Source organism: Bartonella sp. TT67HLJMS (genome assembly GCF_042193375.1).
Taxonomy (GTDB): Bacteria; Pseudomonadota; Alphaproteobacteria; order Rhizobiales; family Rhizobiaceae; genus Bartonella; species Bartonella grahamii.
Map to the genome: position 1 here is coordinate 218,750 of NZ_JBHILP010000001.1, position 22,552 is coordinate 241,301.

Consider the following 22,552-nt stretch of genomic DNA (forward strand, 5'->3'; position numbering starts at 1 on the left):
GACAAGGTTCTTTTGTTTTTAGTGTAAGTCTTTACCCTTTGCCTCTTAGGGACTATCCTTTTCGCAAAATGACAAAAATACCTTATAAGCAAAAATTCCCTTGGTTTACCAGTTTTATCCAACAAAAACTCCATAGCTCCCTTTTAAATGCAATTCACAGCCGCTCTCATCATCAATCAAACATCATCAATCAAAATAGTAATTATGATCTGACTGTTGCTTCCTATAATGTGCATAAATGTGTAGGTGTTGATAAAATTTTTAATCCTACAAGAATTGTCCGTGTTATTACTGAATTACAAGTTGATATCCTTGCTCTTCAAGAAGCAGATAGACGTTTTGGAGAACGCATCGGTTTGATTAATCTTCAGCTATTAAAAGCTGAAACCGGTTTGATTCCTGTACCTCTTAATACTATGTCACCTCATGGACACGGTTGGCATGGGAATGCTCTTTTTTTGCGAAAGGGATATGTACGTGATACTTTACAAGTCACTCTGCCTAGTATTGAACCACGTGGGGCTGTAATTGTAGAGTTGGAAATGGCAGCAGGCCCTATTCGTATTATTGCGGCTCATTTTGGCTTATTACGTTACTCTCGTAAACAACAAACAAAAATGCTCCTTGAAATTTTCCAAAAACGCTCCCTTATGCCTACACTCCTCATAGGAGATTTTAATGAATGGCGGATGGGAAAAGGCTCATCTTTAAATCATTTTTCTCCCTATTTTGATAGCACTTTTGAAGTTGTACCAAGTTTTCCATCTCGCTTTCCTTTTTTAGCCCTTGATAGAGTTTTTTCTTTTCCCCACCAATTGGTAACAAGTATTGAAAATCATCATTCACCGCTTGCACGCATTGCTTCAGATCATTTGCCTATCAAAGCCTATCTTAATCTTTCCAACGCAATCAACATTCTTAAAAATAAATAAAAAAATTAATGTGCCTTATCCCAATTTTGAGCCGTCATGACTTTTACTTCAAGCGGTACAGATAAAGATAAAATCGGCATTGTAGCATTTTCCATAACATTTTTAACAACAGCCATGGTTTTTTTACTCTCTTCTTCTGGTACTTCAAAAATCAGTTCATCATGCACTTGCAGCAACATTTTTGCTGATAATTTTTCTTCTTTTAAAGCATTTTCCATCTGTATCATAGCGCGGCGAATAATATCAGCCGCGGAACCTTGAATTGGAGCATTAATAGCTGCTCGCTCATTAAGAGAACGAATTTTTACATTCTTTGCTTTTATTTCTGGATAATGGATACGACGTCCAAAAATTGTTTCTACGTAACCATTTTCACGTGCAAAAATTTTGGTCTTCTCCATATAATCTTTAATTCCTGGAAATCTTTCAAAATACAGTTGAATATAACGACCCGCTTCTTGGCGTGAAATTCCCAATTGATTGGCTAATCCAAAAGCTGAAATACCATAAATAATACCAAAATTAATCGCTTTTGCACGCCGTCGTATATCTGAATGCATTCCTTCTATCGCAACACCAAACATTTGTGATGCCGTTATAGCGTGAATATCATGCCCTTTAGCAAAGGCTTCTTTTAATGCTTTTATATCCGCAATATGTGCAAGAATGCGCAATTCAATCTGACTATAATCAGCAGAAAGTAACACATGTCCTTTGGGAGCAATAAAAGCTGTTCGAATTTTACGTCCTTCAGCAGTCCGCACTGGAATATTTTGCAAATTTGGCTCTGATGATGATAACCGCCCTGTTGATGTTATTGCCAAAGAATAATTCGTGTGAACTCGCCCTGTTTTTGAAAAAATATAAGAAGGCAAGGCATCTGTATAGGTAGATTTTAGCTTTGCAAGTTGACGCCACTCAATAATTTTACGCGGTAAAACATGACCTTCAGCAGCCAACTCTTCTAAGGTCTGTGCAGAAGTTGACCATTGTCCACCCTTAGTTTTAGCGCCTCCAGGTAATCCCATTTTTCCAAAAAGGATATCCCCTAATTGCTTTGGCGAAGCAAGATTAAACTTTTCATCAGCTTGTTTGTAAATTTCCTCTTCTAGAATCAAAGCAGCTTGTGCCAATTCTCCTGAAAGACGCAATAAAATCTGCCGATCAATAAGAATCCCACGTTCTTCCATTCTTGCAAGAACTTCTACAAGGGGTCGATCAAGACGTTCATAAATTTTTGTCATTCCACGAGCAACAAGTTGCGGTTTTAATACTTGCCAAAGGCGTAGCGTTATATCAGCATGTTCTGCTGCATAAAGGGTTGCTTGTTTTAAATCTACTTGTGCAAAAGAAGTAATTTTTTTTCCGTTATGCGTTAAATCTTTATAGGAAATTGGTTTATGCTCAAGCCAACGTTCAGACAAATCATCCATATTATGGGTTAACGTTCCAGCATCAAAAGCATATGATAAAAGCATGGTATCATCAAAAGAGCTTGTAATAATGTCGTATTGCTTCATCACCAACCAATCATATTTTATATTCTGACCAATTTTTAACACCGATGAATCTTCTAATATTGGTTTTAAAAGTGCTAAAGCTTTTCGGGTCTCAATCTGCGAGGTAATGCGCCCGCCCCTCAAAAGATCCTCTTCTCCTTCATCAAAATGTTCAAGAGGTATATAAGCTGCTTTTTCTGGCTGTAATGCGAGTGAAAAACCAACAAGCTTTGCTTGCATCGGATCAAGAGATGTTGTTTCAGTATTAAAAGCGAAAAAACCCTGCTCTTGTGCTTGTGATAACCAATATTTTAAAATTTCCTCATCAAGAATTGTTGTATAAGCATCTCTTGTAATTTTTTGAGTCAGCGCTTGATCTTTACGTTTTTGTGCAAAAACTTGTGGAGAATTTTCAGAAAAATTATGAAGAGATGCGCGCTCAGTATTCTTGATATCGGAATCATGCCCGTGGCTCAGTTTTTCCCATTCAACATCTATATCAAGTGCATCAATAACAGTTGCATCGCATGTCGTTGCCTCTGCCACGCGACGCGTTAATGTTGAAAATTCCATCGCTTTCAAAAAAGCAATTAAACGTGGACCATCTTGTGGCTCCAAAATAAAATCATCTAAATCATTATCTATAGGAACATCTGTTTTAAGCCTAACAAGTTCACGAGAAATTTTAACTTGTTCTCTATAAGCTTGAATGTTTTCACGTCGTTTTGTTTGTTTAATTTCTGTTACATTTTGCAACAAAAGATCAAGAGAATCAAACTGATCTAACAACTGAGCTGCAGTTTTTGGACCAATGCCTGGAATACCTGGTACATTATCCGTTGAATCTCCAATTAATGCTTGTAAATCAATCATTTTTTCAGGTGCAACACCCCATTTTTCTACAACTTCTGAGATACCTATATGCTTGTCTTTCATTCCATCATACAAAGATACATGCGTATTTACGAGTTGCATAAGATCCTTATCAGAAGAGATAATGGTTGTTTTTGCCCCAACCTTTGTTGCCAATTTTGCATAGGTAGCAATCAAATCATCCGCTTCAAAGCCTTCCTTTTCAATACAAGGCAAATTAAAAGCCTTCGTTGCTTGGCGTATTAGCGCAAATTGAGGAATTAGATCTTCAGGAGGTTCAGCGCGATTCGCTTTATATTCAGGATAAATTTGTTTCCGAAAAGTATCAGATGAATAATCAAAAATAACAGCAAAATGTGTTGGAACAATACCAGTCGCTGTATTACGAGCATCACAAAGTAATTTCCATAACATATTGCAAAAACCAGCTACTGCTCCTACAGGAAGTCCATCCTTTTTACGTTTTAAAGGCGGCAAAGCATAATAAGCACGAAAAACATAGCCTGATCCGTCAACCAAAAAAAGATGATCTGTTGCTTTCATGACAATTTTATTTCTCCATTTCAGCTAAAAACGCAAATTACCCTTATATATTTTTTTCACTTTTATTTTATTTTTTTCACTTTGCCTCTAAAAAGCCATTTTTTCTTTTCATAAGACATGAAGTCGTTACACTTTATATTAAGTACCTAGAGCTTTTCTTTGCTGTTACAGGATTAATAGCTTTCATTTTGCTCCTCCTATGATAGCTGAGGTACGATGTAGCGACAGGGTCGTTGTGGTGTTCCCCTCCCCACAACGACCGTTTTTTTTGACATCTATATTCTTTAATTTAAATAGTGACTTTTTTAGAGAAAAGATGATGTTATTCATGAATTTTGAAGTTATTCCACAGAGCTTTTTCACCCATCATGTTGATAAAATCGGCATGCAACCTTTTTTCTTGCGTACTCAATCTTGAAGGTAAAGCCTGTGGGCGAATTTTAACTGCATAAGATGTATCTTTATCATTCTGGATATGTTCATCAACACCCCTTCTATTACCAAAACCCAATACACCTTGTTTTCCACCGATCAGTTCAATATAAACATCGGCTAGAATTTCTGCATCAAGCAAAGCACCATGAAGAACACGATGGCTGTTATCAATTCCAAAACGTTTACATAAAATATCAAGAGAATTAGGACCCATAGGGAATTTACGCCGTGCCATAGCCAGTGTATCAAGAATATTATCAACACTGATGAGCGGTTTGTTGACGCGTTTTAATTCTGCATTAATAAAACCAATATCAAAACTCGCATTATGCGCAATCATTGTAGCGCCTTTAATAAATTCCAAAAATTCATCAACAATATCACTAAAACTTTTCTCGTTTTTTAGGCGTTCATTGGTTAATCCGTGAATTGCTACAACTTCATCAGGAATAATAACGCCTTCAGGGTTTAAATAAACATGAAATTGGCGCCCCGTAAGATAACGATCAACCATTTCTACACAACCAATTTCGATTATGCGATCTTTTTCTTTATCTAAACCTGTTGTTTCTGTATCAAAAATAATTTCCCGCATGACTTCAATTCTTTAGTTTTTTTATCACATCAAAAACCTGTTGACGTGTATTCTCTAAATCTTTCCCTGTATAAATAATAAAATCAGCAAGTTCTCGTTTTTTTTCATCCGGCATTTGTTGAGCATTGATAAAGGCAAATTTTTTCTCATTCATACCTTCGCGAATCATTACACGTTCTTTTTGTATTTCTGGTGGGGCAGAAACAACAATAACGCTATCCACACGACTTTCACCATTTTTTTCAAATAGAAGTGGAATATCAAGAATAACTAATTTTTTCCCCTGTTCACGCGCTATATTAATAAATTCCCTTTCTTTTTCTTGCACCAAAGGATGAATTATTTTTTCTAATGTTTGTAATTTTTCCTTATCATCAATCAAAATTTCAGAAAGTTTCAAACGGTTAACTTCACCGTTTTCAACAACACCTGGAAAAATACGCTCTATGAATGACAAAGCTGGCTCACTTTTATAAAGCTGTTGTACTGCTTCATCAGCACTAAAAACAGAAATACCCGCTTGCTTGAAAAAATCAGCAACTGTTGATTTTCCCATAGCAATTGATCCTGTTAATCCTATGATCTTCATTATCTTTTTTCACTCATATCCTCTAAAATGGCTGTCCGTAAAGCTTTTGTTACCTGTGGTCTTATTCCAAACCACTGTTCAAACCCTATAACAGCCTGATGTAGAAGCATCCCAAGCCCATCAACCGTCTTGAGATTACAAGCCTTTGCCTGTTGTAAAAAAGGAGTTATCAATGGTGTATAAATAATATCTGTTACTAACGCCGTTTTTTTTGCTTTATGAAAATCACAAAAAAAAGAATCACTTTTTTCTTCTGGATTTTTTATACCAATAGAGGTTGTATTAACAATCAAATCAGCTTGATGGAGTATTTCATGGATTTTATGCCAATCGTAAACTTTAATGGTTTTTCCAAAATGCTGAGCTAAATTATCGGCGCGTTGTTTTGTACGGTTAACCAAATAAATCTGTTCAAATCCGCGTTTTTTTAAGGCATATATGATAGCGCGTGCGGCACCACCTGCTCCAAAAACAAGAGCTGTTTCCCCTCCCCAATCAGATGCAAAATCATCAAGATTAGCGCTAAAACCATAGGCATCGCTATTAGTGGCACAAAGCTTATTTCCTTCATACCAAAGTGTATTAACAGCACCAATCATTGTTGCTCTCTCATCTTTATAATCTGCTAAACGAAAAGCTTCCTGTTTGTAAGGTAAAGTAACATTTCCTCCACAAAAGCCTATTTTTTGTAAAGACGCAATAAAATGACTGAATTCTTCAGATGTTACTTCTTGTGCAAGATATTCTCCTTGTAAACCATATTGTTTAAGCCAAAAATTGTGAATTTTAGGCGATTTTGAATGATGAATTGGAGAACCAACAACAAAAGCACGCGGATAATTTATTTTTTTTATTGTTAAGTCAACCATCAATAATTCCTAAATGACGCAGTTTTATGAGTAGAGGCAGCAAAGGTAAACCAACAATGGTAAAAAAATCTCCTTCAATTTTTTCAAAGAGATGAATCCCTTCCCCTTCAATTTGATATACTCCCACGCTATTTAGAACATCTTTTCCTACGCGTGCTAAATAATGTTCAATAAATTCTGACGAGAGCAAACGGACGGACATATGTGCACTAAAAGCTTCAACCCAAATTTTTTGACCATTTTTAAATAAAGCTACCGCACTATGAAGAGAATGGGTTTTTCCTGATAACTCACATAAACGTTGATGTGCTTCCTTAATATTTGTTGCTTTGTGAAAAACTTTACCTTCCAAATCAAGCACTTGATCACAACCAATAACGAAAGCATCAGGAAAACGATCTGAAACATTTTTTGCTTTTGCACCCGCAAGAAAACAGCTGAGTTCTTTAGGTGTTTTTTCTTTTGCTTTTTTTTCTACTTCTCTTTCATCAAAAGAAGCTCCTTCAATGAAAAAATTTAAACCTGCTTTTTTTAATAATTTTGCACGATAAAAACTAAGAGATGCTAATATTAACGTATCTGCGTTCATGAGAATTTTCTCTCATTTTCCTTCACGAAATCGTGATAAAAGTTCAAATATTGCAGCAGCAGTTTCTTCAATAGAGCGTCTTGTGACATCAATAATAGGCCAACCAAAACGTTCGCAAATGCGTTTTGCATAGATTAATTCTTCAGCTATGTTGATACGATTTGTATAACTATCAAGAGCAAAACCTTCTCCCAAATCTCGATTTTGGCGAATATGTGAGATTCTTTCAGCTGAAGCAATTAAACCAATAATTAAAGAATTTTTTGCCTCTAAAAGGGATTCTGGCAAATCAATATTAGGAATAAGAGGAACATTAGCCGTTTTTATTCCGCGATTTGCTAAATAGATACTTGTTGGCGTTTTAGAGGTTCTTGAAATTCCAACAAGGATCACATCTGCTTCGGATAAGCTACTGGAAGACTGTCCATCATCATGCTCTATTGTAAAATCCAGTGCTTCAATACGGCGAAAATAATCTGCATTAAGATCATGTTGTGCGCTCGCACGTAAATGTGTTGGCATTCCAAGGTAAGACTGAAAAGCATTTAAAACAGGATGCAATATATCAATACAAGGAACTTTTATTTTTTTACAGCTTTTTTGAAGGAGAAGTTTAAATTCTTCATCAATCATTGTGTAAAGAACAATACCTGGCTCTTGTTGTATTTCATCAAGAGCTTTTTGTAACTGTATTTTATTACGAATCATAGGGTAGATATGCTCTGTTGCCTGACTCATTGTATACTGCGATGCCACAGCTCTTCCAACAGAGATTAATGTTTCTCCTGTTGCATCAGAAAGCATGTGTAAATGAAAGAATTTTTTTTCTTTTGTCACAGAAATTTTAACTCCTTGTTAAGATATGTGTATATATCCTTACCGTTTTTTATAAAACTAAAATTTAGGAAAAATTCTTCGTTTTTATACACAAATTAAATGCTTGTGATAATTTTATACCTCTTATAAAAAAGAGGGGATAATATCTTTAAGATAGTGTTATTTTTATTCTTTTTTTTAGTCCCTTTTGTGGATAAAATTGAGGATAAATAATAATCCACACTAAACACAGTTATAAATAAGAAGAATCCCTTCTTTAATATAAATTTATTAATATAAATTTCTGTAAAAAATACTTTTGAATAGCATTTAATTAATGCTATAACTCTAACTCATATTTTTGTTATAAAATAAATTAAACACTATTTGTATTTTTATATTTTTTCAAGTTTTTCATATAATTACTTAATATTACAGGGATAAATTTCATATAAATGGTACTTGCAGATTAAAAAAATTGAGTGTAAAATATTTTTCTTCTTAAGAATATTTCATTCATAAATTTCCATAAATTATTTAAGATAATCTTCTCCTTAATTACAAAGAGCATATTTCATGCAAAAAATGAAACTACAAGAACTTAAAAGCAAAAATCCCGTTGAACTTGTTTCTTTTGCTGAAACATTAGAAGTTGAGAATGCCTCTCTTATGCGCAAACAAGAATTAATGTTTGCTATTTTGAAAAAACTTGCTCTACAAGATGTAGAAATTATAGGAGAGGGTGTTGTTGAAGTTTTACAAGACGGATTTGGTTTTTTGAGATCTGCTGACGCTAATTATCTTCCTGGTCCTGATGATATTTATCTTTCACCAGCACAAATACAGTCATTTTCTTTAAAAACAGGCGATACCATTGAAGGCCCTATACGTAGTCCAAAAGAGGGAGAACGTTATTTTGCTCTCCTTAAAATTAATACAATTAATTTCGAAAAACCTGAAAAGATTCGTTATAAAATTCACTTTGATAATCTTACTCCTCTTTATTCAAATGAGCGTTTCCAAATGGAAATACAAGATCCTACAGAGAAAGATATGTCATCACGCGTGATTGATTTGATATCTCCATTGGGAAAAGGACAAAGAGGGTTAATTGTCGCTCCTCCTCGGACAGGAAAAACAGTTTTACTTCAAAATATTGCTCATTCTATTACCACTAATCATCCTGAATGTTATCTCATTGTTCTTTTAATTGATGAACGACCAGAAGAAGTTACAGATATGCAGCGTTCAGTAAAAGGAGAAGTGGTTTCTTCTACTTTTGATGAACCTGCAATACGTCACGTACAAGTAGCAGAAATGGTCATTGAAAAAGCCAAACGCCTCGTTGAATATGGACGCGATGTTGTTATTCTTCTTGATTCTATTACACGTCTTGGACGTGCATATAATACAGTTGTTCCTTCTTCGGGTAAAGTTTTAACAGGTGGTGTGGATGCAAATGCTCTCCAGCGTCCAAAACGTTTTTTTGGTGCAGCACGTAATATTGAAGAAGGTGGATCTTTAACCATTATTGCAACGGCTTTGATTGATACAGGAAGTCGTATGGATGAGGTTATTTTTGAAGAATTTAAAGGAACAGGTAATTCTGAAATTGTTCTTGATCGAAAAGTTGCTGATAAGCGTATTTTCCCTGCTATGGATATTTTAAAGTCAGGAACGCGTAAGGAAGAACTTCTGGTAGAACGACAAGATTTACACAAAATTTTTGTTCTTCGTCGTATTTTAGCATCTATGAATGTAACAGATGCAATTGAATTTCTGATTGATAAATTAAAGCAAACAAAAAACAATAGTGAATTTTTTGATTCAATGAATACGTAGAGTCATTAAAGTTTTTATTAGGATAAAACCTGTGGATACAATCTTTGCTGTTTCGAGTGGATTGTTACCTTCAGGGGTTGCAGTCATTCGGCTTTCTGGTCCTCATGTTGTGGATATAGTTAAAACGCTTTGTGGTCGTTTACCTAAAGCACGTTTTATGCATTATGGAAATCTTACTGCTCGTGATGGGAGCTTTTTAGATTCTGGTTTAACTGTTTTTTTTCCTGCTCCTTATAGTTTTACGGGGGAAGATTGTGCAGAATTCCATTTACATGGAGGAAAAGCCGTTGTTAGTCGTTTTCTCGATGAATTGTCGACATTTTCTGGATGCCGTATTGCAGAAGCAGGTGAATTTTCACGTCGTGCTTTTATGGAAGGAAAATTAGATCTTGTTCAAGCAGAAGGTCTTGCTGATTTAATAGAAGCAGAAACGGAAAGCCAACGGCGTTTAGCTGTTATGGGTACAAGTGGACATTTAACGACGCTTTATCGTGATTGGCGTCATAAGCTTATGAAGGCGCGTGCTTTTATTGAGGCAGAACTTGATTTTGTTGATGAAGCAGATATTCCCAACGCAATATCTGATAAAGTTTGGAAAGATGTTGAGGATCTTTGTACTTCTATTCGTGAATATATTACTGAAGGAGAGCGTGCTAGTATTTTACGTGATGGATTAAAAATTGTTATTGCTGGTGCTCCAAATTCTGGAAAATCAAGCATTATGAATCGTCTTTCAGGAAGATCTGTTGCTATTGTAACGGAAGAAGCAGGAACAACCCGTGATGCTTTAGAAATGAGAATTATTCTTGGTGGTTTACCTATTTTTTTAACGGATACTGCTGGTTTTAGAAAAACAGAAAATAAAATAGAACAAATGGGAATAGAAGTTGCTAAACAGCATGTTAGGGAAGCTGATTTAGTTATTTTGGTTTATGATATAGGAAATCCTGAGCAAGTTGATTTACCAGAAACATCGGCTGAAATATGGTGTGTTGGCAATAAGCTTGATCTTTATGAAAAAAATGATCAGCATTGGTCTATACAATTTTCCGCATTAACTGGTTTAAATTTTGATTATTTTATCAAAGAACTTGAATCATTTTGTCATCATCGTGCTTCTGAAATTGGAAATATTGTTCCGGCGCGTAAAAGACAACTTCAATTATTAAAGGAGGCTGTTAAAGAGATTGAATATTCTCTTAATTATAATTCTCTTGATCTCAGTTTACGTGCAGAACATCTCCGTTGTGCAAGTGATTTTCTTGGAAAAATTACAGGAGATATTGATGTTGAAGATTTGCTTGATATTATTTTTTCAGAGTTTTGTGTTGGTAAATAATGATTCACGTGAAACATTGATTATTTCATAGACAGATTATAAAGATTATGTAATTTATATTCTGTTTCACGTGAAACCTTAGAATATTTTCTACGGAATGAATAAAATGCAATCATATGATGTTGTTATTGTTGGTGGTGGTCATGCTGGCTGTGAAGCGGCTTCAGCTTCAGCGCGTGTAGGAGCCAAAACAGCGCTTGTTACACATAAAATATCAGCACTGGGAACAATGTCATGTAATCCTGCTATTGGTGGACTTGGAAAAGGGCATCTAGTTCGTGAAATAGATGCGTTAGATGGTCTCATGGGAAGAGCAGCAGATGCTGCTGGGATTCAGTTTAGACTACTTAATAGACGTAAAGGACCGGCAGTAAGAGGACCACGGACACAGGCGGATCGACAACTTTATAAAAAAGCAATTCAAAAATTATTAAAAGAACAAGAAAATCTTACTCTTATTGAGGATGAAGTTATTGATCTGGTTGTTAAAGATAATTGTGTATCAGGTGTTATTTTAAAAAAACAAGGAGCAATTTTATCTGGTGCTGTTGTTTTAACAACAGGAACATTTTTAAATGGCTTTATTCATATTGGTGATAAAACATGGGCTGCTGGACGTATGGGAGATCAGTCAAGTGTGCAACTTGCTAAACGTTTAAAAAATTATCATATAAAACTTGGTCGATTAAAAACAGGAACCCCTGCTCGTTTGAGTAAAAAAACAATTGCTTGGGATCATCTTCCAAAACAACAAGCAGATGAAAATCCCATTCCCTTTTCTCTTTTAACAGAGAAAATTGAACAACCACAAATTGAATGTGCAATAACACGTACAAATGAGAAAACACATCAAATTATTCGCGAGAATATTTATCGTTCTGCTTTATATTCTGGAAATATTGAAGGGTTAGGACCACGTTATTGTCCTTCTGTTGAAGATAAAATTGTGAAGTTTGGAGAACGTGATGGACATCAGATCTTTCTGGAACCAGAAGGATTAAATGATGATATTGTTTATCCAAATGGTCTTTCTACTTCTCTTCCTGAAGATGTACAAATTTCTCTATTGAAAACCATTGAAGGGTTGGAAAATGCTATAGTTTTGCAACCTGGTTATGCTATTGAATATGATTTTGTTAATCCACAACAATTAACGAGAAGCTTAGAATTACGTTCTTTACCGGGTTTGTTCTTAGCAGGCCAAATTAATGGTACAACAGGATATGAGGAAGCAGCAGCACAAGGACTTTTAGCTGGATTAAATGCGGCACGTAAAGTAGGTAAATTAGATGAAATACTTATAAGTCGTTCTACCGCTTATATTGGTGTTATGGTTGATGATTTGGTTTCACGTGGTGTTTGTGAACCTTATAGGATGTTTACATCACGTGCTGAATTTCGTTTATCTTTAAGATCTGATAATGCTGATACACGTTTAACACCTTTGGCACAAAAATGGGGTATTGTGAGTGAAATACGTTGGGAATGTTATCAGAAAAAACAAGAACGCCTTGATCAAGCACGATCAATATGTCAAAATCTTTTTTTAACACCCAATGAAGCTTCTGCTCATGGATTACACGTTAATCATGATGGAATTCGGCGTTCAGCTTATGATTTTCTTGCATATCCTCATATGACTTTAGAGCGTCTTTCGGATTTTTGGCCACAATTACAAAAAATTGATTCTAAAACAGCAGAATCTTTAGAAATTGAAGCACAATATGCGGTTTATTTAGATAAACAAGCACAAGATATTGCCTCTCTTCAAAGAGATGAGCGTTTAGAAATTCCTTCTTCTCTTGATATTCAGGCAATTTCAGGTCTTTCAAATGAACTTAAATCAAAAATTCAAGAAGTGTCGCCGCGTTCAATTGCTGATGCACAAAAAATTGATGGCATGACACCCGCCGCGTTATCGCTTATTATTACATATATTCAACGTCAACGACGTGAAAAGGCTAAAACAGCTTAATGGATTTTTCTACAGAAAAAAAATATCAACAATTATTAAATATTGTTCCTTCTGTTTCACGTGAAACGATGGAAAATTTAATTCAGTTTGAGTCTTTAATACTTCAATGGAATGCACATATTAATTTGATATCTGCTACAACGATACCAGATCTATGGACACGGCATATTCTAGATTCAGCACAAATTTTTCCTTTGTATGCTCATTCTTTACATTGGTGTGATTTAGGATCAGGAGGAGGTTTTCCTGCAATTGTGATTGCTATCTTTTTGAAAGAAAAAAAAGTAGGACATATTAATCTTGTTGAAAGTAATGGGAAAAAAGTTGCTTTTTTGCGAACAGTTATTGCTCAACTTAATCTTCCAGCAACGGTTTATCACGCTAGAATTGAAGATGTATATCAAAAAATTCCCATATCTGATATTATAACGGCACGGGGATTAGCGCCGCTCAATAGTCTTTTACAACTTATTTTTCCTTTATTAACAGAAAAAACAATCGCTCTTTTGCAAAAAGGTCGGGATTACGCTACAGAAATAAAAAATGCCTCTGCCAATTGGCACTTTGATCTGTTAAAACATAAAAGTAAAGTTGATGAAAATTCTGTTATTTTGGAAATTTCTCATATTCGATCATATAGAGGGTAGAGCAAAATGAGCGAAACACGAATTATCGCTATTGCAAACCAAAAGGGTGGAGTCGGAAAAACAACCACAGCAATTAATCTTGCAACAGCTTTAGCGGCTATTGGTGAAAATGTCCTTATTATGGATGTTGATCCACAAGGTAATGCTAGTACAGGTTTAGGGATTGATCGTAATAACCGTCCTTTATCTTCTTATGATGTTTTAGTTTCGGGAATTTCAATTGCACAAGCGGCTTTAAAAACAGCAGTACCTAATCTTTATATAGTTCCCTCTACACTTGATCTTTTAGGTGTGGAAATGGAAATTTCTTCATCACAAGATCGCATACAACGCTTACGTAAAGCTTTCTATGATGATCCGGAAATGGAAAAAAAATTCAATTATATTTTAATTGATTGTCCTCCCTCCCTTAATCTTTTAACACTTAATGCTATGGGGGCTGCGGATTCTGTTTTAGTGCCTATGCAGTGTGAATTTTTAGCACTTGAAGGTTTAAGTCAATTACTTGAAACAGTAAAACAAGTGCGATCCGTACTTAATCCATCTTTAGAAATCCAAGGTATCGTTCTAACAATGTATGATGGACGTAATAATCTTTCAAATCAAGTTGTTGAAGATGTACGTTCTTTTATGGGAGATAAGGTTTATCGTACTGTTATTCCACGAAATGTAAGAGTATCAGAAGCGCCCTCTTTTGGAAAACCTGTATTGCTTTATGATCTCAAATGTGCTGGGAGCCAAGCTTATTTGCGTCTAGCATCAGAAATGATTCAACGTGAAAAACAAGCACGTGCTGCTGCTTAAAAAAATCAACTAAAAATTTAAAGAGCAAAATTATGAATGATGATCAATCAAAAAAAAGACTGGGTCGTGGATTAGCGGCATTAATTGGGGATATCAGTTTAAACAGCGATCTTACACGTTCATCAAATACTGACAAATTTACAGAGTCCAATACAGCTTCTCCTGTTTCTGAACGATTTGTTCCACTTGAATCTATTTCGTGCAATCCACATAATCCGCGACGCCATTTTACCGATTCAGAACTTGATAATTTAGCACAATCAATTCGCCAGCACGGTGTTGTTCAACCTGTTATTGTAAGACCATCACGTGATCATCCTCATCGTTTTGAATTAATTGCTGGCGAACGGCGTTGGCGTGCTGCACAGCGAGCTAATTTAAATAAATTACCTGTTATTGTTCGCGATGTAGATGATAAAACGGCTTTGGAATTGGCAATTATTGAAAATGTTCAACGTGCCGATCTTAATCCTATAGAAGAAGCAATGGGATATGAAATTTTGCTGAATGAACATGGATATACGCAGGCAGATTTAGCGCAAGTTATTGGAAAAAGTCGCAGTCATGTTGCTAATACGCTTCGTTTGTTAAAACTTCCACAAAAAGTACAACAATTCTTAACCGACGGGCAACTCTCCGCTGGTCATGCACGCTGTCTTATCACTGTTGAGAATCCACAGGATTTAGCCGAAAAAATTATTCGCGAAGGACTTTCTGTGCGCCAAACAGAAATACTTGCGTATGAACAGGCAAATCCAAAAGTCAAAAAACGAACTGCTGTTGAGAAAGATACAGAAACAAAATCTTTAGAAAAATTACTTGCAGACGTGATCGGAATGAAAGTGACTATTCGGCATGGCAAAAAAGGTGGTGATTTAAAAATACGCTACTCTTCACTAGAACAATTGGATGATATTTGCCGGCGTTTGCAAAACTAATTAATTGTCTAAAATAGCACGAATTCTATCGATATATTTTTGACTTAAATTAAAATTATCTGAAGGTATAGTATTTTTGAAGAGAATTTTTTATCTTCAAAGGCTATTATTACAGCTAAAGTTGTTTAAAGGGCCATGAGACCAATAACATAATCTTTAGGTGAGAGATTATATTTTCTTAAAAGATCTGTTAGTTTTGATCTAGCAGAAATAGAAGAAATGAACCCTTCAATGCTGTTATCATTTCCGGTATTGGATGCCTCTGGCTCTGGAGGTAAATCCTCAATTTATTTGTTTTAGTTATTCTATTTTTGAGAGGAAATATTCTGTTAAAGGATAATTTATAATGATATTTTGATTGCTGCTAGGGAGAAAACAAATTGATTGTCTGTTTGCTTTTTCTTTGCCATTGTTAATTGAACATATGTAAAAAAGGGAAAGAAAAAGCAAACACAATGCCAATTAAAACATTGTTTGAAATTTTTCTTTCTTTTTCGAATTTCAGCAAAGAATTTTTCGTCTGCGAAGTCAATCGTCTGTTCAAAATAGAACGAATTCTATTTACAACGACTTTTTAAAATAGCAAGTATTCTATACATATATTTTTTACCAAACTCTAAATTGTTTGAAACTACAGTATTTTTTTCATCAAAAGAAATCCCATCTTCTTTAAGAAGTTCAAGAGGAGCTAAAACCGTTGTTAATGTTGCTTGAAGGGCGAGGGTTCCTATAGCAAAATCTTTAGGTGTTATATTATTTTTTCTTAAAATATTCATTAATTTTGGTTGATTAGAAATAGAAGCTACGAATCCTTCAATACTGTGGTCGTGTTCAATTTCAATATCAGATTCTTTTTCAGTATCGGATACTTTTGATTCTGATGGTGAGCTTTCACACACTTCTTTATTAATTTGTTCCATTTTTAAAAGCAAATCTTCTGTTAAGGTGTAATTTGCAATAATATGTGGGAATTCGAATTGTTTATCTGTTTCCTTTTCCTTTGCCATTGTTAGTTGAGTATATATTACGAAAAGAAAAAGGAGAGACAAACGTAACACTAACTTGAACATGTTTAAAATTTACCCTTGTTTGCTAAGTCAATTAATTTTTTAAGTTAACAGCCACAAGTTTTTTCTACAACAGTATATACTCTATACATATGTTTTTTACCAAATTCCAAATTGCTTAAAAATACGGTGCTTTTTTCATCAAATTCACCCCAGATAAGTGACATTAATGTTCCCGCAAGCGCATTGCAACCAAGAAAAAAATCTCTAGGCGTGATGTTATTATTTTTTAAAATATTCATTAATTTTGGTTGATCAGAAATGTAAGCGGTAAATTCTTTAATAGTATTGTTACATGGGATATTAGATGCTTTCAACTCTGGCAGTAAATTTTCATACTCTTTTCCAATTTGTTCCATTTTTAAGAGAAAATCTTCTGTTAAGGTGTAAGTTCTAATGGAATACAGGAAATCGGATTTTTTGTCTGTTTCCTTTTCCTCTGCCATTGTTAGTTGAGTATGTATCACGAAAAGAAAAAGGAGAAACAAACGTAATACGAACTTAAGCATGTTTAAAATTTATCCTTTCTTCTTCGAATTTCAGCAAAGATTTCTTCATCTGTTTCTTCTTCCATTGCGAGGTTCTTTCGCAACACACTATCATCCCAGCGGAGAAAGGGATTGGTGGCTTTTTCTCTCCCTAAGGTTACTGGTAAAGTCATAGCGTTTTTTGCACGTAGCAAAAAAACTTCTTCCACTCTTTGACGAAGTTTTTGATTATGTGGATCAAGTGTTAATGCGAAAAGAGCATTGGTTTTGGTATATTCATGACCACAATAAAGAAGTGTCTCATCGGGAAGTTGACGAAGCTTTTTTAAAGAGTTCAGCATTTGAGCAGGTGTTCCTTCGAAAAGGCGTCCACAACCGAGTGAGAAAAGTGTATCTCCAGCAAAGAGTAAACTTTTCTCAGGAAAATAATAAGATAATGCGCCCAAAGTGTGACCAGGTGTTGAAAGAGCCAAAAGTGGATGAGAACCAAAGAGAAGTTTTTCATCAGGTTGAAGTGTTTGATCAAGATGATGAATCTTTTCTTTTTCTGCTTCTGGTCCGATAACCATAGCGTTGTATACTTGTTTTAATTCTTCCAATGCTTCTACATGGTCGTGATGATGATGAGTTACAAAAATAGTCTGAAGCGTCCAGTTACGGCGTTTTAAGGCGTTATGAATCGCTTCACTTTCAGGTGCATCGATTGCAGCTGTATAGCCACTTTTTTCATCATGAATGAGTACACCAAAGTTATCTTTTCGACAAATAAACTGTTCAATCAACATGTTTTTCTCCTGAACAGTGTTTGGTGATGAATCTATAAAATAATATATAGTGGTGAATTTTTTTAAGAATCAGATTTGTCCTCTTCTGTGAAAAGTCCTTTTGAATGTTTCATAATGATAGGCATTTGGGTAAGCATGAAAAGGACTGTTATAGGCATAACACCAAATACTTTAAAGCTGGTCCAAAAATTATCGCTAAAATTGCGCCAAATGATTTCATTCAAAAGGGCAAGAAAAACGAAAAAGAATGCCCAACGATAGGTAAGTTTTTGCCAGCCTAAATCATCAAGTTTTAATGTAGAATCAAGAGCATAACGTAAAAGTGGTTTTTTAAAACACATACCACCAAAGAGGATGAGCGCAAATAAGCTATTAATAATTGTTGGTTTCATTTTGATGAAAGTATCGTTGTGAAGCCAAAGAGTTAAAAATCCAAAGACTAGAACAAAGATTCCTGAAATAAGGGGCATAATAGGAATTTGTCGTGCAAGAATCCATGATAAGCTTAGAGAAATAATAATAGCTATCATAAAAATAGCTGTTGCAGGGAAAATAGGTTTGCTAAAATTTTGAAAAAATCCAATGTTTTTTATCAACCATTCGCCCTTATAATTGGCCAGAAAAAAGACGACTAACGGCCCCATTTCCAAGAAAAATTTTATGGTTGGTGAGAGAGGGATTTTCTTATTGTTATTCATATTTTTTTCAGAATTATTGTGTGAATTAGAGTTAGATAAAGGCTGTTTCATGTATGTTTTCCTGCGATAGTTTCGGCAAAGTCAGAAGCAGAAAAAGGTTGAAGGTCTTCAATATTTTCTCCTATACCGATAAAATAAACGGGTAATTTATATTTTGCTGCTATAGCGACAAGAATCCCTCCTCGTGCGGTCCCATCCAGCTTTGTCATGACTAAACCATTAACACCAGCAATATCACGGAAAATTTCCACTTGGTTGAGTGCATTTTGTCCGGTAGTTGCATCAAGCGTTTGAAGGATTGTATGGGGTGCTTGGGGAGTGTGTTTTTTTAAAACACGAATAATTTTTGCCAACTCATCCATCAATTCAGATTTATTTTGTAAACGCCCTGCTGTATCAATAATTAATACATCGCTGTTTGCTTTTTTTGCTTTTTCATAAGCATCAAAGGCTAAGCTGGCGGCATCTGCACCCAATTTTGTCGAAATAACAGGAGAATCAGTACGTTTACCCCAAATATGCAATTGTTCAATAGCTGCGGCTCGGAAAGTATCACCAGCTGCAAGCATAACTTTTAATCCCCCTGCTGTTAATTTTGCTGCAAGTTTTCCGATTGTTGTCGTTTTTCCAGTTCCATTTACACCTACCAGCAAAATAACATGAGGTTTATAGCTGAGATCAAGCTCTAATGGAATTGCAACAGGTTCCAGAACTTTTTTGACCTCATCAGCTACAATAGTATGAATATCGTCTGGGGAAAGATCTTTTCCGTAACGACTGGAAGCTAAAGTATTTGTGATGCGTGTCGCCGTTTCTACTCCAAGATCAGCTTGGATAAGGATATCTTCGAGCTCTTGCAATGTATCTTCATCAAGTTTTCTTTTAACAAAGAGGTCGCCAATTGATCCGCTTAGGCGTTGTGAAGAAAGAGATAGACTTTTTTTAAGGCGCCCAAACCACGCTATCTTTTTTTGTTCAACAGAAGGTTCAGATAAAATTTCTTCATTCTTTTTTTCACGGATGTTGTCTGTGACAATAATTTTACCAGAAAGAGGAATTTTATCAGAATGGGATTCTAGAAATGGAGATTTTTCATCATATTTTGTAAGTGTTGACTCTCGATTTTTTGTTTGTTCTTCTTTTTCTGTGTCTATAGAGATTTGGTTATTTTTTGTCCTTTCATTTTTGTCTTTATTTTCTTCCATTATATCGCTTTTATCAGGAATAGAAATCTGTTGTTCCATTTCCTGCTCTTGAGATTTATTAAAAGAGAATATTTTTTTTATAAAAGATTTCGTCATAAGAATTTTCCTGCTCAAGCAGCGTTTAATTTTGGAAGGACAGCAATCAATTTATCGCCATCATGATCAACGATAAGGGCTTGAACAATTGTTCCTACTTTTGCACCTTTAACTTGTACAAGAGTATAATCTTCTGTTCGTCCGATTTCATCTTTTTCAATGAGAACTGTTTGTAGACTGTTTTGCAAATGAGCAAGATGCTTTTGGTAAGCCTCCTCACCTGCTTTACGTAATTTTTCAGCACGCATCTTAACTATTTTACGGTTGATTTGTGGCATACGTGCGGCAGGTGTTCCTTCTCTTGGACTAAAGGGGAAGACATGGAGATGGGTTAAATTACAATCTTTGATTAAAACAAGACTGTTTTGAAACATCTCTTCTGTTTCTGTAGGAAAACCAGCAATTAAGTCGGCACCATAAACCATTGTAGGACGTTTGGCACGCAATTCTTGGCAAAATTGAATGGCATGTTCGCGTAAGTGTCGCCGTTTCATCCGTTTTAAAATCATATTATCACCTGCTTGCAAAGATAAATGCAAATGGGGCATGATCCTTGTTTCATAAGCTAAAAGATTGATGAGTTCTTCGTCTGCTTCAATAGAGTCAATAGATGAGAGGCGTAATCGCGCTAAGTCAGGGACATGATGCAAAATTGCTGAAGTTAATTTTCCTAGAGTAGCTTTTCCAGGAAGATCGTGGCCATAACTTGTAAGGTCAACACCTGTAAGGACAACTTCTTGAATACCCTCACCTATCAGCTTTTTAATTTGTTCTATGACAGCACCCATGGGAACTGAGCGAGATGGTCCTCGTCCATAAGGAATAATGCAAAATGTACAGCGATGATCACATCCGTTTTGTACCTGTACAAAAGCGCGGGTGCGCTCTTGCATTGCACTGACCATATGTGGAGCAATTTTTTGTACTTCCATAATGTCATTGATACGCACCTTTTCGGAATGGTTAATACCAAAATCAGGAAGTTGACGATAAGAATGGGCGTGAAGTTTATCTTCGTTTCCTAAAACGAGATCCACTTCTGTCATTGAGGCAAAATTTTGTGCTTCTGTTTGAGCGGCACACCCTGTTACAATGATACGTGCGTGAGGATTTTCACGTCGTGCTTTGCGGATAGCTTGTTTTGCTTGTCGCACAGCTTCGGCAGTGACAGCACAGGTATTAAAGATAATAGCACCATCTTTAAGCTGATCTAGCCCTGAAGAAGTACTTTCTTTGCGAATGATTTCCGATTCGTAGCTATTAAGTCGACAACCAAAAGTTACAATTTCTATTGCCATCAGGAGTGATCCTTTTTGTAGCACCCTGTTAAAGGGCTTAAAAAACCACTAAATTGATATTTTATTGGTCCTGTCATAATAACATGATCGTCTTCTCGGTAAAAAATATTAAGTGTTCCCTTTGGTAAGTTTACATCAATATGGCGTTGTGTAAGACCACGACGATAAGCAGCCACTGCACTTGCACAGGCAGCACTTCCACATGCTTGTGTTAATCCTACTCCTCGCTCCCATGTCCGTAAATTTAGACTTTTCTTTGACGTTATGCAAGCAATGGAAATATTGCACTGTTCGGGAAATAGGGGATCATGTTCAAGTTTTGGTCCATATTTTTCTAATGGAATATGTTGAATATCATTTTCAACAAAAAAGATAGCATGGAGATTGCCAATGGATATGAGACAAGCATCTTTTAGAGGACCAGCCGTAATTTCTACGTGATTAGTATCAACTATTTCACGTGAAACAGGCATCTCTTTTGCATTGAAATTTGGGCATCCCATATCAACAGAAATGAGATTATCGGTTTGATATGTCCCTTCAATAATTCCAGCGGGAGTTTCTAAACGAAATTTTTCACCAAAATTGTGATCTTTAAGCCATGCAACGACACAGCGGGTACCATTGCCACAAGCTTTAGCCATTGATCCGTCGGCATTCCATATTTCTATGCGGAAGTCGGCTTTTTTCTGGGTTGGTGTGTGGATAGCCATGATTTGATCAAAGTGTATTTCGGGATCTGCTGACAAAGCAAGGATTGCTTGTGGTGTAAGAGCATGAGTGCTTTCACGCATATCAATAACAATAATTTGATTTCCAAGACCGTCCATTTTGCTAAATGGCGTTTTCATGAAACTTCTCTATTTCTAATGATTATTTATAAAGAGATATATGACTGAAAATCTTATAAATTTCTAGTCTTTAATAAAGATAAAATTGGGTACATAAATTATTTCGTTTAAAAATAAGTGATTTTAACCTGTTTTTTTTAATTTGTTAATTTATCTTTGTAAATATAACAAATATTCACTTAATTTTTTTGTGAACTTATTTATTGTCGTGGGAGAGAGTACAGATATGTCGTTTTCAAAAATTTCGTTTTTCGTTGCACTATCAACTGTAATGCTTTTAGGGGGATGTTCAACAACACGGTTTGACAGTAATGACGGTAGTAACGCATTAGAAGTTTTTTATCCATCTCAACAAATGACAACATTGGAAGTGTCTGATCTGTCATCTACTTCTTCGTCGATATCTGAGGCAGCAAACGCTTCGATGTATGAAAAAGGAGATTCTCAGAGTGATGGACGAATGGCTAGTCTCGAGTTGCCAAGTAATGCTACTGATTTATTTCCTGCAAGTGTTGCTGGTGTATGGAATCTTTCTATAGGGGGTAAAGTTTGCCGGATCGCAACGCCGCAAACAAAGTTTGGACAAGGGTACCGTGCTGGTCCTTTACACTGTCCAGGAATTGCTTCCCAAGTGAGATCGTGGGCTGTTAAAGGAAAAAGATTATATTTTTATAATAACTCTGGACGTGTTATCCTTGCTCTCTACTCTTCAAATGTTGATCGTTTTGAGGGACGTACACTTGATGATCATCCCGTTGTTTTAAGTCGTTAAATCATTT

The 22,552-nt window shown here is 35.4% G+C and carries 21 protein-coding genes; 8 read left to right on the forward strand and 13 right to left on the reverse strand.

Going from position 1 to position 22,552, the window contains the following annotated elements; genetic code table 11:
- The first annotated feature begins 68 nt into the window (after window positions 1-68).
- Window positions 69-932 carry an endonuclease/exonuclease/phosphatase family protein gene (locus ACFIJQ_RS00745; RefSeq protein ID WP_375628035.1) on the forward strand — a complete coding sequence of 288 codons (864 nt, stop codon included), beginning with the start codon at window positions 69-71 and terminating at the stop codon, window positions 930-932.
- A gap of 5 nt (window positions 933-937) precedes the next feature.
- Here ACFIJQ_RS00745 and polA read toward each other — a convergent pair whose 3' ends face one another.
- The 6 genes from polA to ACFIJQ_RS00775 all read right to left on the reverse strand — a co-directional run bounded on the left by polA (window position 938) and on the right by ACFIJQ_RS00775 (window position 7,761).
- A complete protein-coding gene (gene polA, locus ACFIJQ_RS00750; RefSeq protein ID WP_375628037.1) occupies window positions 938-3,847 on the reverse strand; it encodes a DNA polymerase I in 2,910 nt (969 codons plus the stop codon).
- Between the two features lie 322 nt (window positions 3,848-4,169).
- Window positions 4,170-4,877: a DNA polymerase III subunit epsilon gene (gene dnaQ, locus ACFIJQ_RS00755; RefSeq protein WP_273787541.1), complete on the reverse strand. Its 708-nt coding sequence runs from the start codon at window positions 4,875-4,877 to the stop codon at window positions 4,170-4,172.
- A 4-nt stretch (window positions 4,878-4,881) separates the two neighbouring features.
- A complete protein-coding gene (gene coaE / locus ACFIJQ_RS00760; RefSeq protein ID WP_273787542.1) occupies window positions 4,882-5,466 on the reverse strand; it encodes a dephospho-CoA kinase in 585 nt (194 codons plus the stop codon).
- Window positions 5,466-6,335: a shikimate dehydrogenase gene (locus ACFIJQ_RS00765; protein WP_273787543.1), complete on the reverse strand. Its 870-nt coding sequence runs from the start codon at window positions 6,333-6,335 to the stop codon at window positions 5,466-5,468. Before ACFIJQ_RS00765 ends, coaE begins: the two co-directional genes overlap by 1 nt.
- Window positions 6,328-6,924: a Maf family nucleotide pyrophosphatase gene (locus tag ACFIJQ_RS00770; RefSeq protein WP_273787544.1), complete on the reverse strand. Its 597-nt coding sequence runs from the start codon at window positions 6,922-6,924 to the stop codon at window positions 6,328-6,330. Before ACFIJQ_RS00770 ends, ACFIJQ_RS00765 begins: the two co-directional genes overlap by 8 nt.
- Before the next feature lie 12 nt (window positions 6,925-6,936).
- On the reverse strand, window positions 6,937-7,761 hold the full coding sequence (locus ACFIJQ_RS00775) for a pyruvate, water dikinase regulatory protein (RefSeq protein ID WP_273787545.1): 825 nt from the start codon (window positions 7,759-7,761) through the stop codon (window positions 6,937-6,939).
- Between the two features lie 555 nt (window positions 7,762-8,316).
- On the opposite strand from ACFIJQ_RS00775, the gene rho reads away from it, so the two are divergent.
- The 6 genes from rho to ACFIJQ_RS00805 all read left to right on the forward strand — a co-directional run bounded on the left by rho (window position 8,317) and on the right by ACFIJQ_RS00805 (window position 15,285).
- A complete protein-coding gene (gene rho, locus ACFIJQ_RS00780; protein WP_015857121.1) occupies window positions 8,317-9,582 on the forward strand; it encodes a transcription termination factor Rho in 1,266 nt (421 codons plus the stop codon).
- A gap of 31 nt (window positions 9,583-9,613) precedes the next feature.
- Window positions 9,614-10,921: a tRNA uridine-5-carboxymethylaminomethyl(34) synthesis GTPase MnmE gene (gene mnmE / locus ACFIJQ_RS00785; protein ID WP_375628041.1), complete on the forward strand. Its 1,308-nt coding sequence runs from the start codon at window positions 9,614-9,616 to the stop codon at window positions 10,919-10,921.
- A gap of 106 nt (window positions 10,922-11,027) precedes the next feature.
- On the forward strand, window positions 11,028-12,896 hold the full coding sequence (mnmG, locus tag ACFIJQ_RS00790; RefSeq protein WP_375628043.1) for a tRNA uridine-5-carboxymethylaminomethyl(34) synthesis enzyme MnmG: 1,869 nt from the start codon (window positions 11,028-11,030) through the stop codon (window positions 12,894-12,896).
- A complete protein-coding gene (gene rsmG, locus ACFIJQ_RS00795) occupies window positions 12,896-13,543 on the forward strand; it encodes a 16S rRNA (guanine(527)-N(7))-methyltransferase RsmG (protein WP_375628045.1) in 648 nt (215 codons plus the stop codon). Before mnmG ends, rsmG begins: the two co-directional genes overlap by 1 nt.
- A gap of 6 nt (window positions 13,544-13,549) precedes the next feature.
- Window positions 13,550-14,347, forward strand: coding sequence for a ParA family protein (locus tag ACFIJQ_RS00800; RefSeq protein ID WP_375628047.1), 798 nt, complete (start codon window positions 13,550-13,552; stop codon window positions 14,345-14,347).
- Between the two features lie 32 nt (window positions 14,348-14,379).
- The gene (locus tag ACFIJQ_RS00805) at window positions 14,380-15,285 is read left to right on the forward strand and encodes a ParB/RepB/Spo0J family partition protein (RefSeq protein WP_375628049.1); all 906 of its coding nucleotides are present in this window, start codon (window positions 14,380-14,382) and stop codon (window positions 15,283-15,285) included.
- Between the two features lie 557 nt (window positions 15,286-15,842).
- On the opposite strand, the gene ACFIJQ_RS00810 is transcribed toward ACFIJQ_RS00805, so the two are convergent.
- The 7 genes from ACFIJQ_RS00810 to dapF all read right to left on the reverse strand — a co-directional run bounded on the left by ACFIJQ_RS00810 (window position 15,843) and on the right by dapF (window position 21,773).
- Window positions 15,843-16,355 carry a hypothetical protein gene (locus tag ACFIJQ_RS00810; protein WP_375628051.1) on the reverse strand — a complete coding sequence of 171 codons (513 nt, stop codon included), beginning with the start codon at window positions 16,353-16,355 and terminating at the stop codon, window positions 15,843-15,845.
- A gap of 44 nt (window positions 16,356-16,399) precedes the next feature.
- A complete protein-coding gene (locus ACFIJQ_RS00815; protein WP_375628053.1) occupies window positions 16,400-16,798 on the reverse strand; it encodes a hypothetical protein in 399 nt (132 codons plus the stop codon).
- Window positions 16,799-16,863: 65 nt separating this feature from the next.
- Window positions 16,864-17,625: a hydroxyacylglutathione hydrolase gene (gloB, locus tag ACFIJQ_RS00820; protein ID WP_375628055.1), complete on the reverse strand. Its 762-nt coding sequence runs from the start codon at window positions 17,623-17,625 to the stop codon at window positions 16,864-16,866.
- 62 nt (window positions 17,626-17,687) lie between these two features.
- Window positions 17,688-18,374 (reverse strand): septation protein A, encoded by a 687-nt coding sequence (locus ACFIJQ_RS00825; RefSeq protein ID WP_375628057.1) that lies wholly within the window; start codon window positions 18,372-18,374, stop codon window positions 17,688-17,690.
- Complete coding sequence (gene ftsY / locus ACFIJQ_RS00830) at window positions 18,371-19,624, reverse strand: signal recognition particle-docking protein FtsY (protein ID WP_273787553.1); 1,254 nt, start codon at window positions 19,622-19,624, stop codon at window positions 18,371-18,373. Before ftsY ends, ACFIJQ_RS00825 begins: the two co-directional genes overlap by 4 nt.
- 14 nt (window positions 19,625-19,638) lie before the next feature.
- Window positions 19,639-20,922 carry a tRNA (N(6)-L-threonylcarbamoyladenosine(37)-C(2))-methylthiotransferase MtaB gene (gene mtaB, locus ACFIJQ_RS00835; RefSeq protein WP_273787554.1) on the reverse strand — a complete coding sequence of 428 codons (1,284 nt, stop codon included), beginning with the start codon at window positions 20,920-20,922 and terminating at the stop codon, window positions 19,639-19,641.
- On the reverse strand, window positions 20,922-21,773 hold the full coding sequence (gene dapF, locus ACFIJQ_RS00840) for a diaminopimelate epimerase (protein ID WP_015857109.1): 852 nt from the start codon (window positions 21,771-21,773) through the stop codon (window positions 20,922-20,924). The genes mtaB and dapF overlap by 1 nt, the downstream gene beginning before the upstream one ends.
- 226 nt (window positions 21,774-21,999) lie before the next feature.
- Between dapF and ACFIJQ_RS00845 the strand changes: the two genes are divergently transcribed.
- Window positions 22,000-22,545: an AprI/Inh family metalloprotease inhibitor gene (locus ACFIJQ_RS00845; protein WP_273787556.1), complete on the forward strand. Its 546-nt coding sequence runs from the start codon at window positions 22,000-22,002 to the stop codon at window positions 22,543-22,545.
- The last annotated feature ends 7 nt before the right edge of the window (window positions 22,546-22,552 follow it).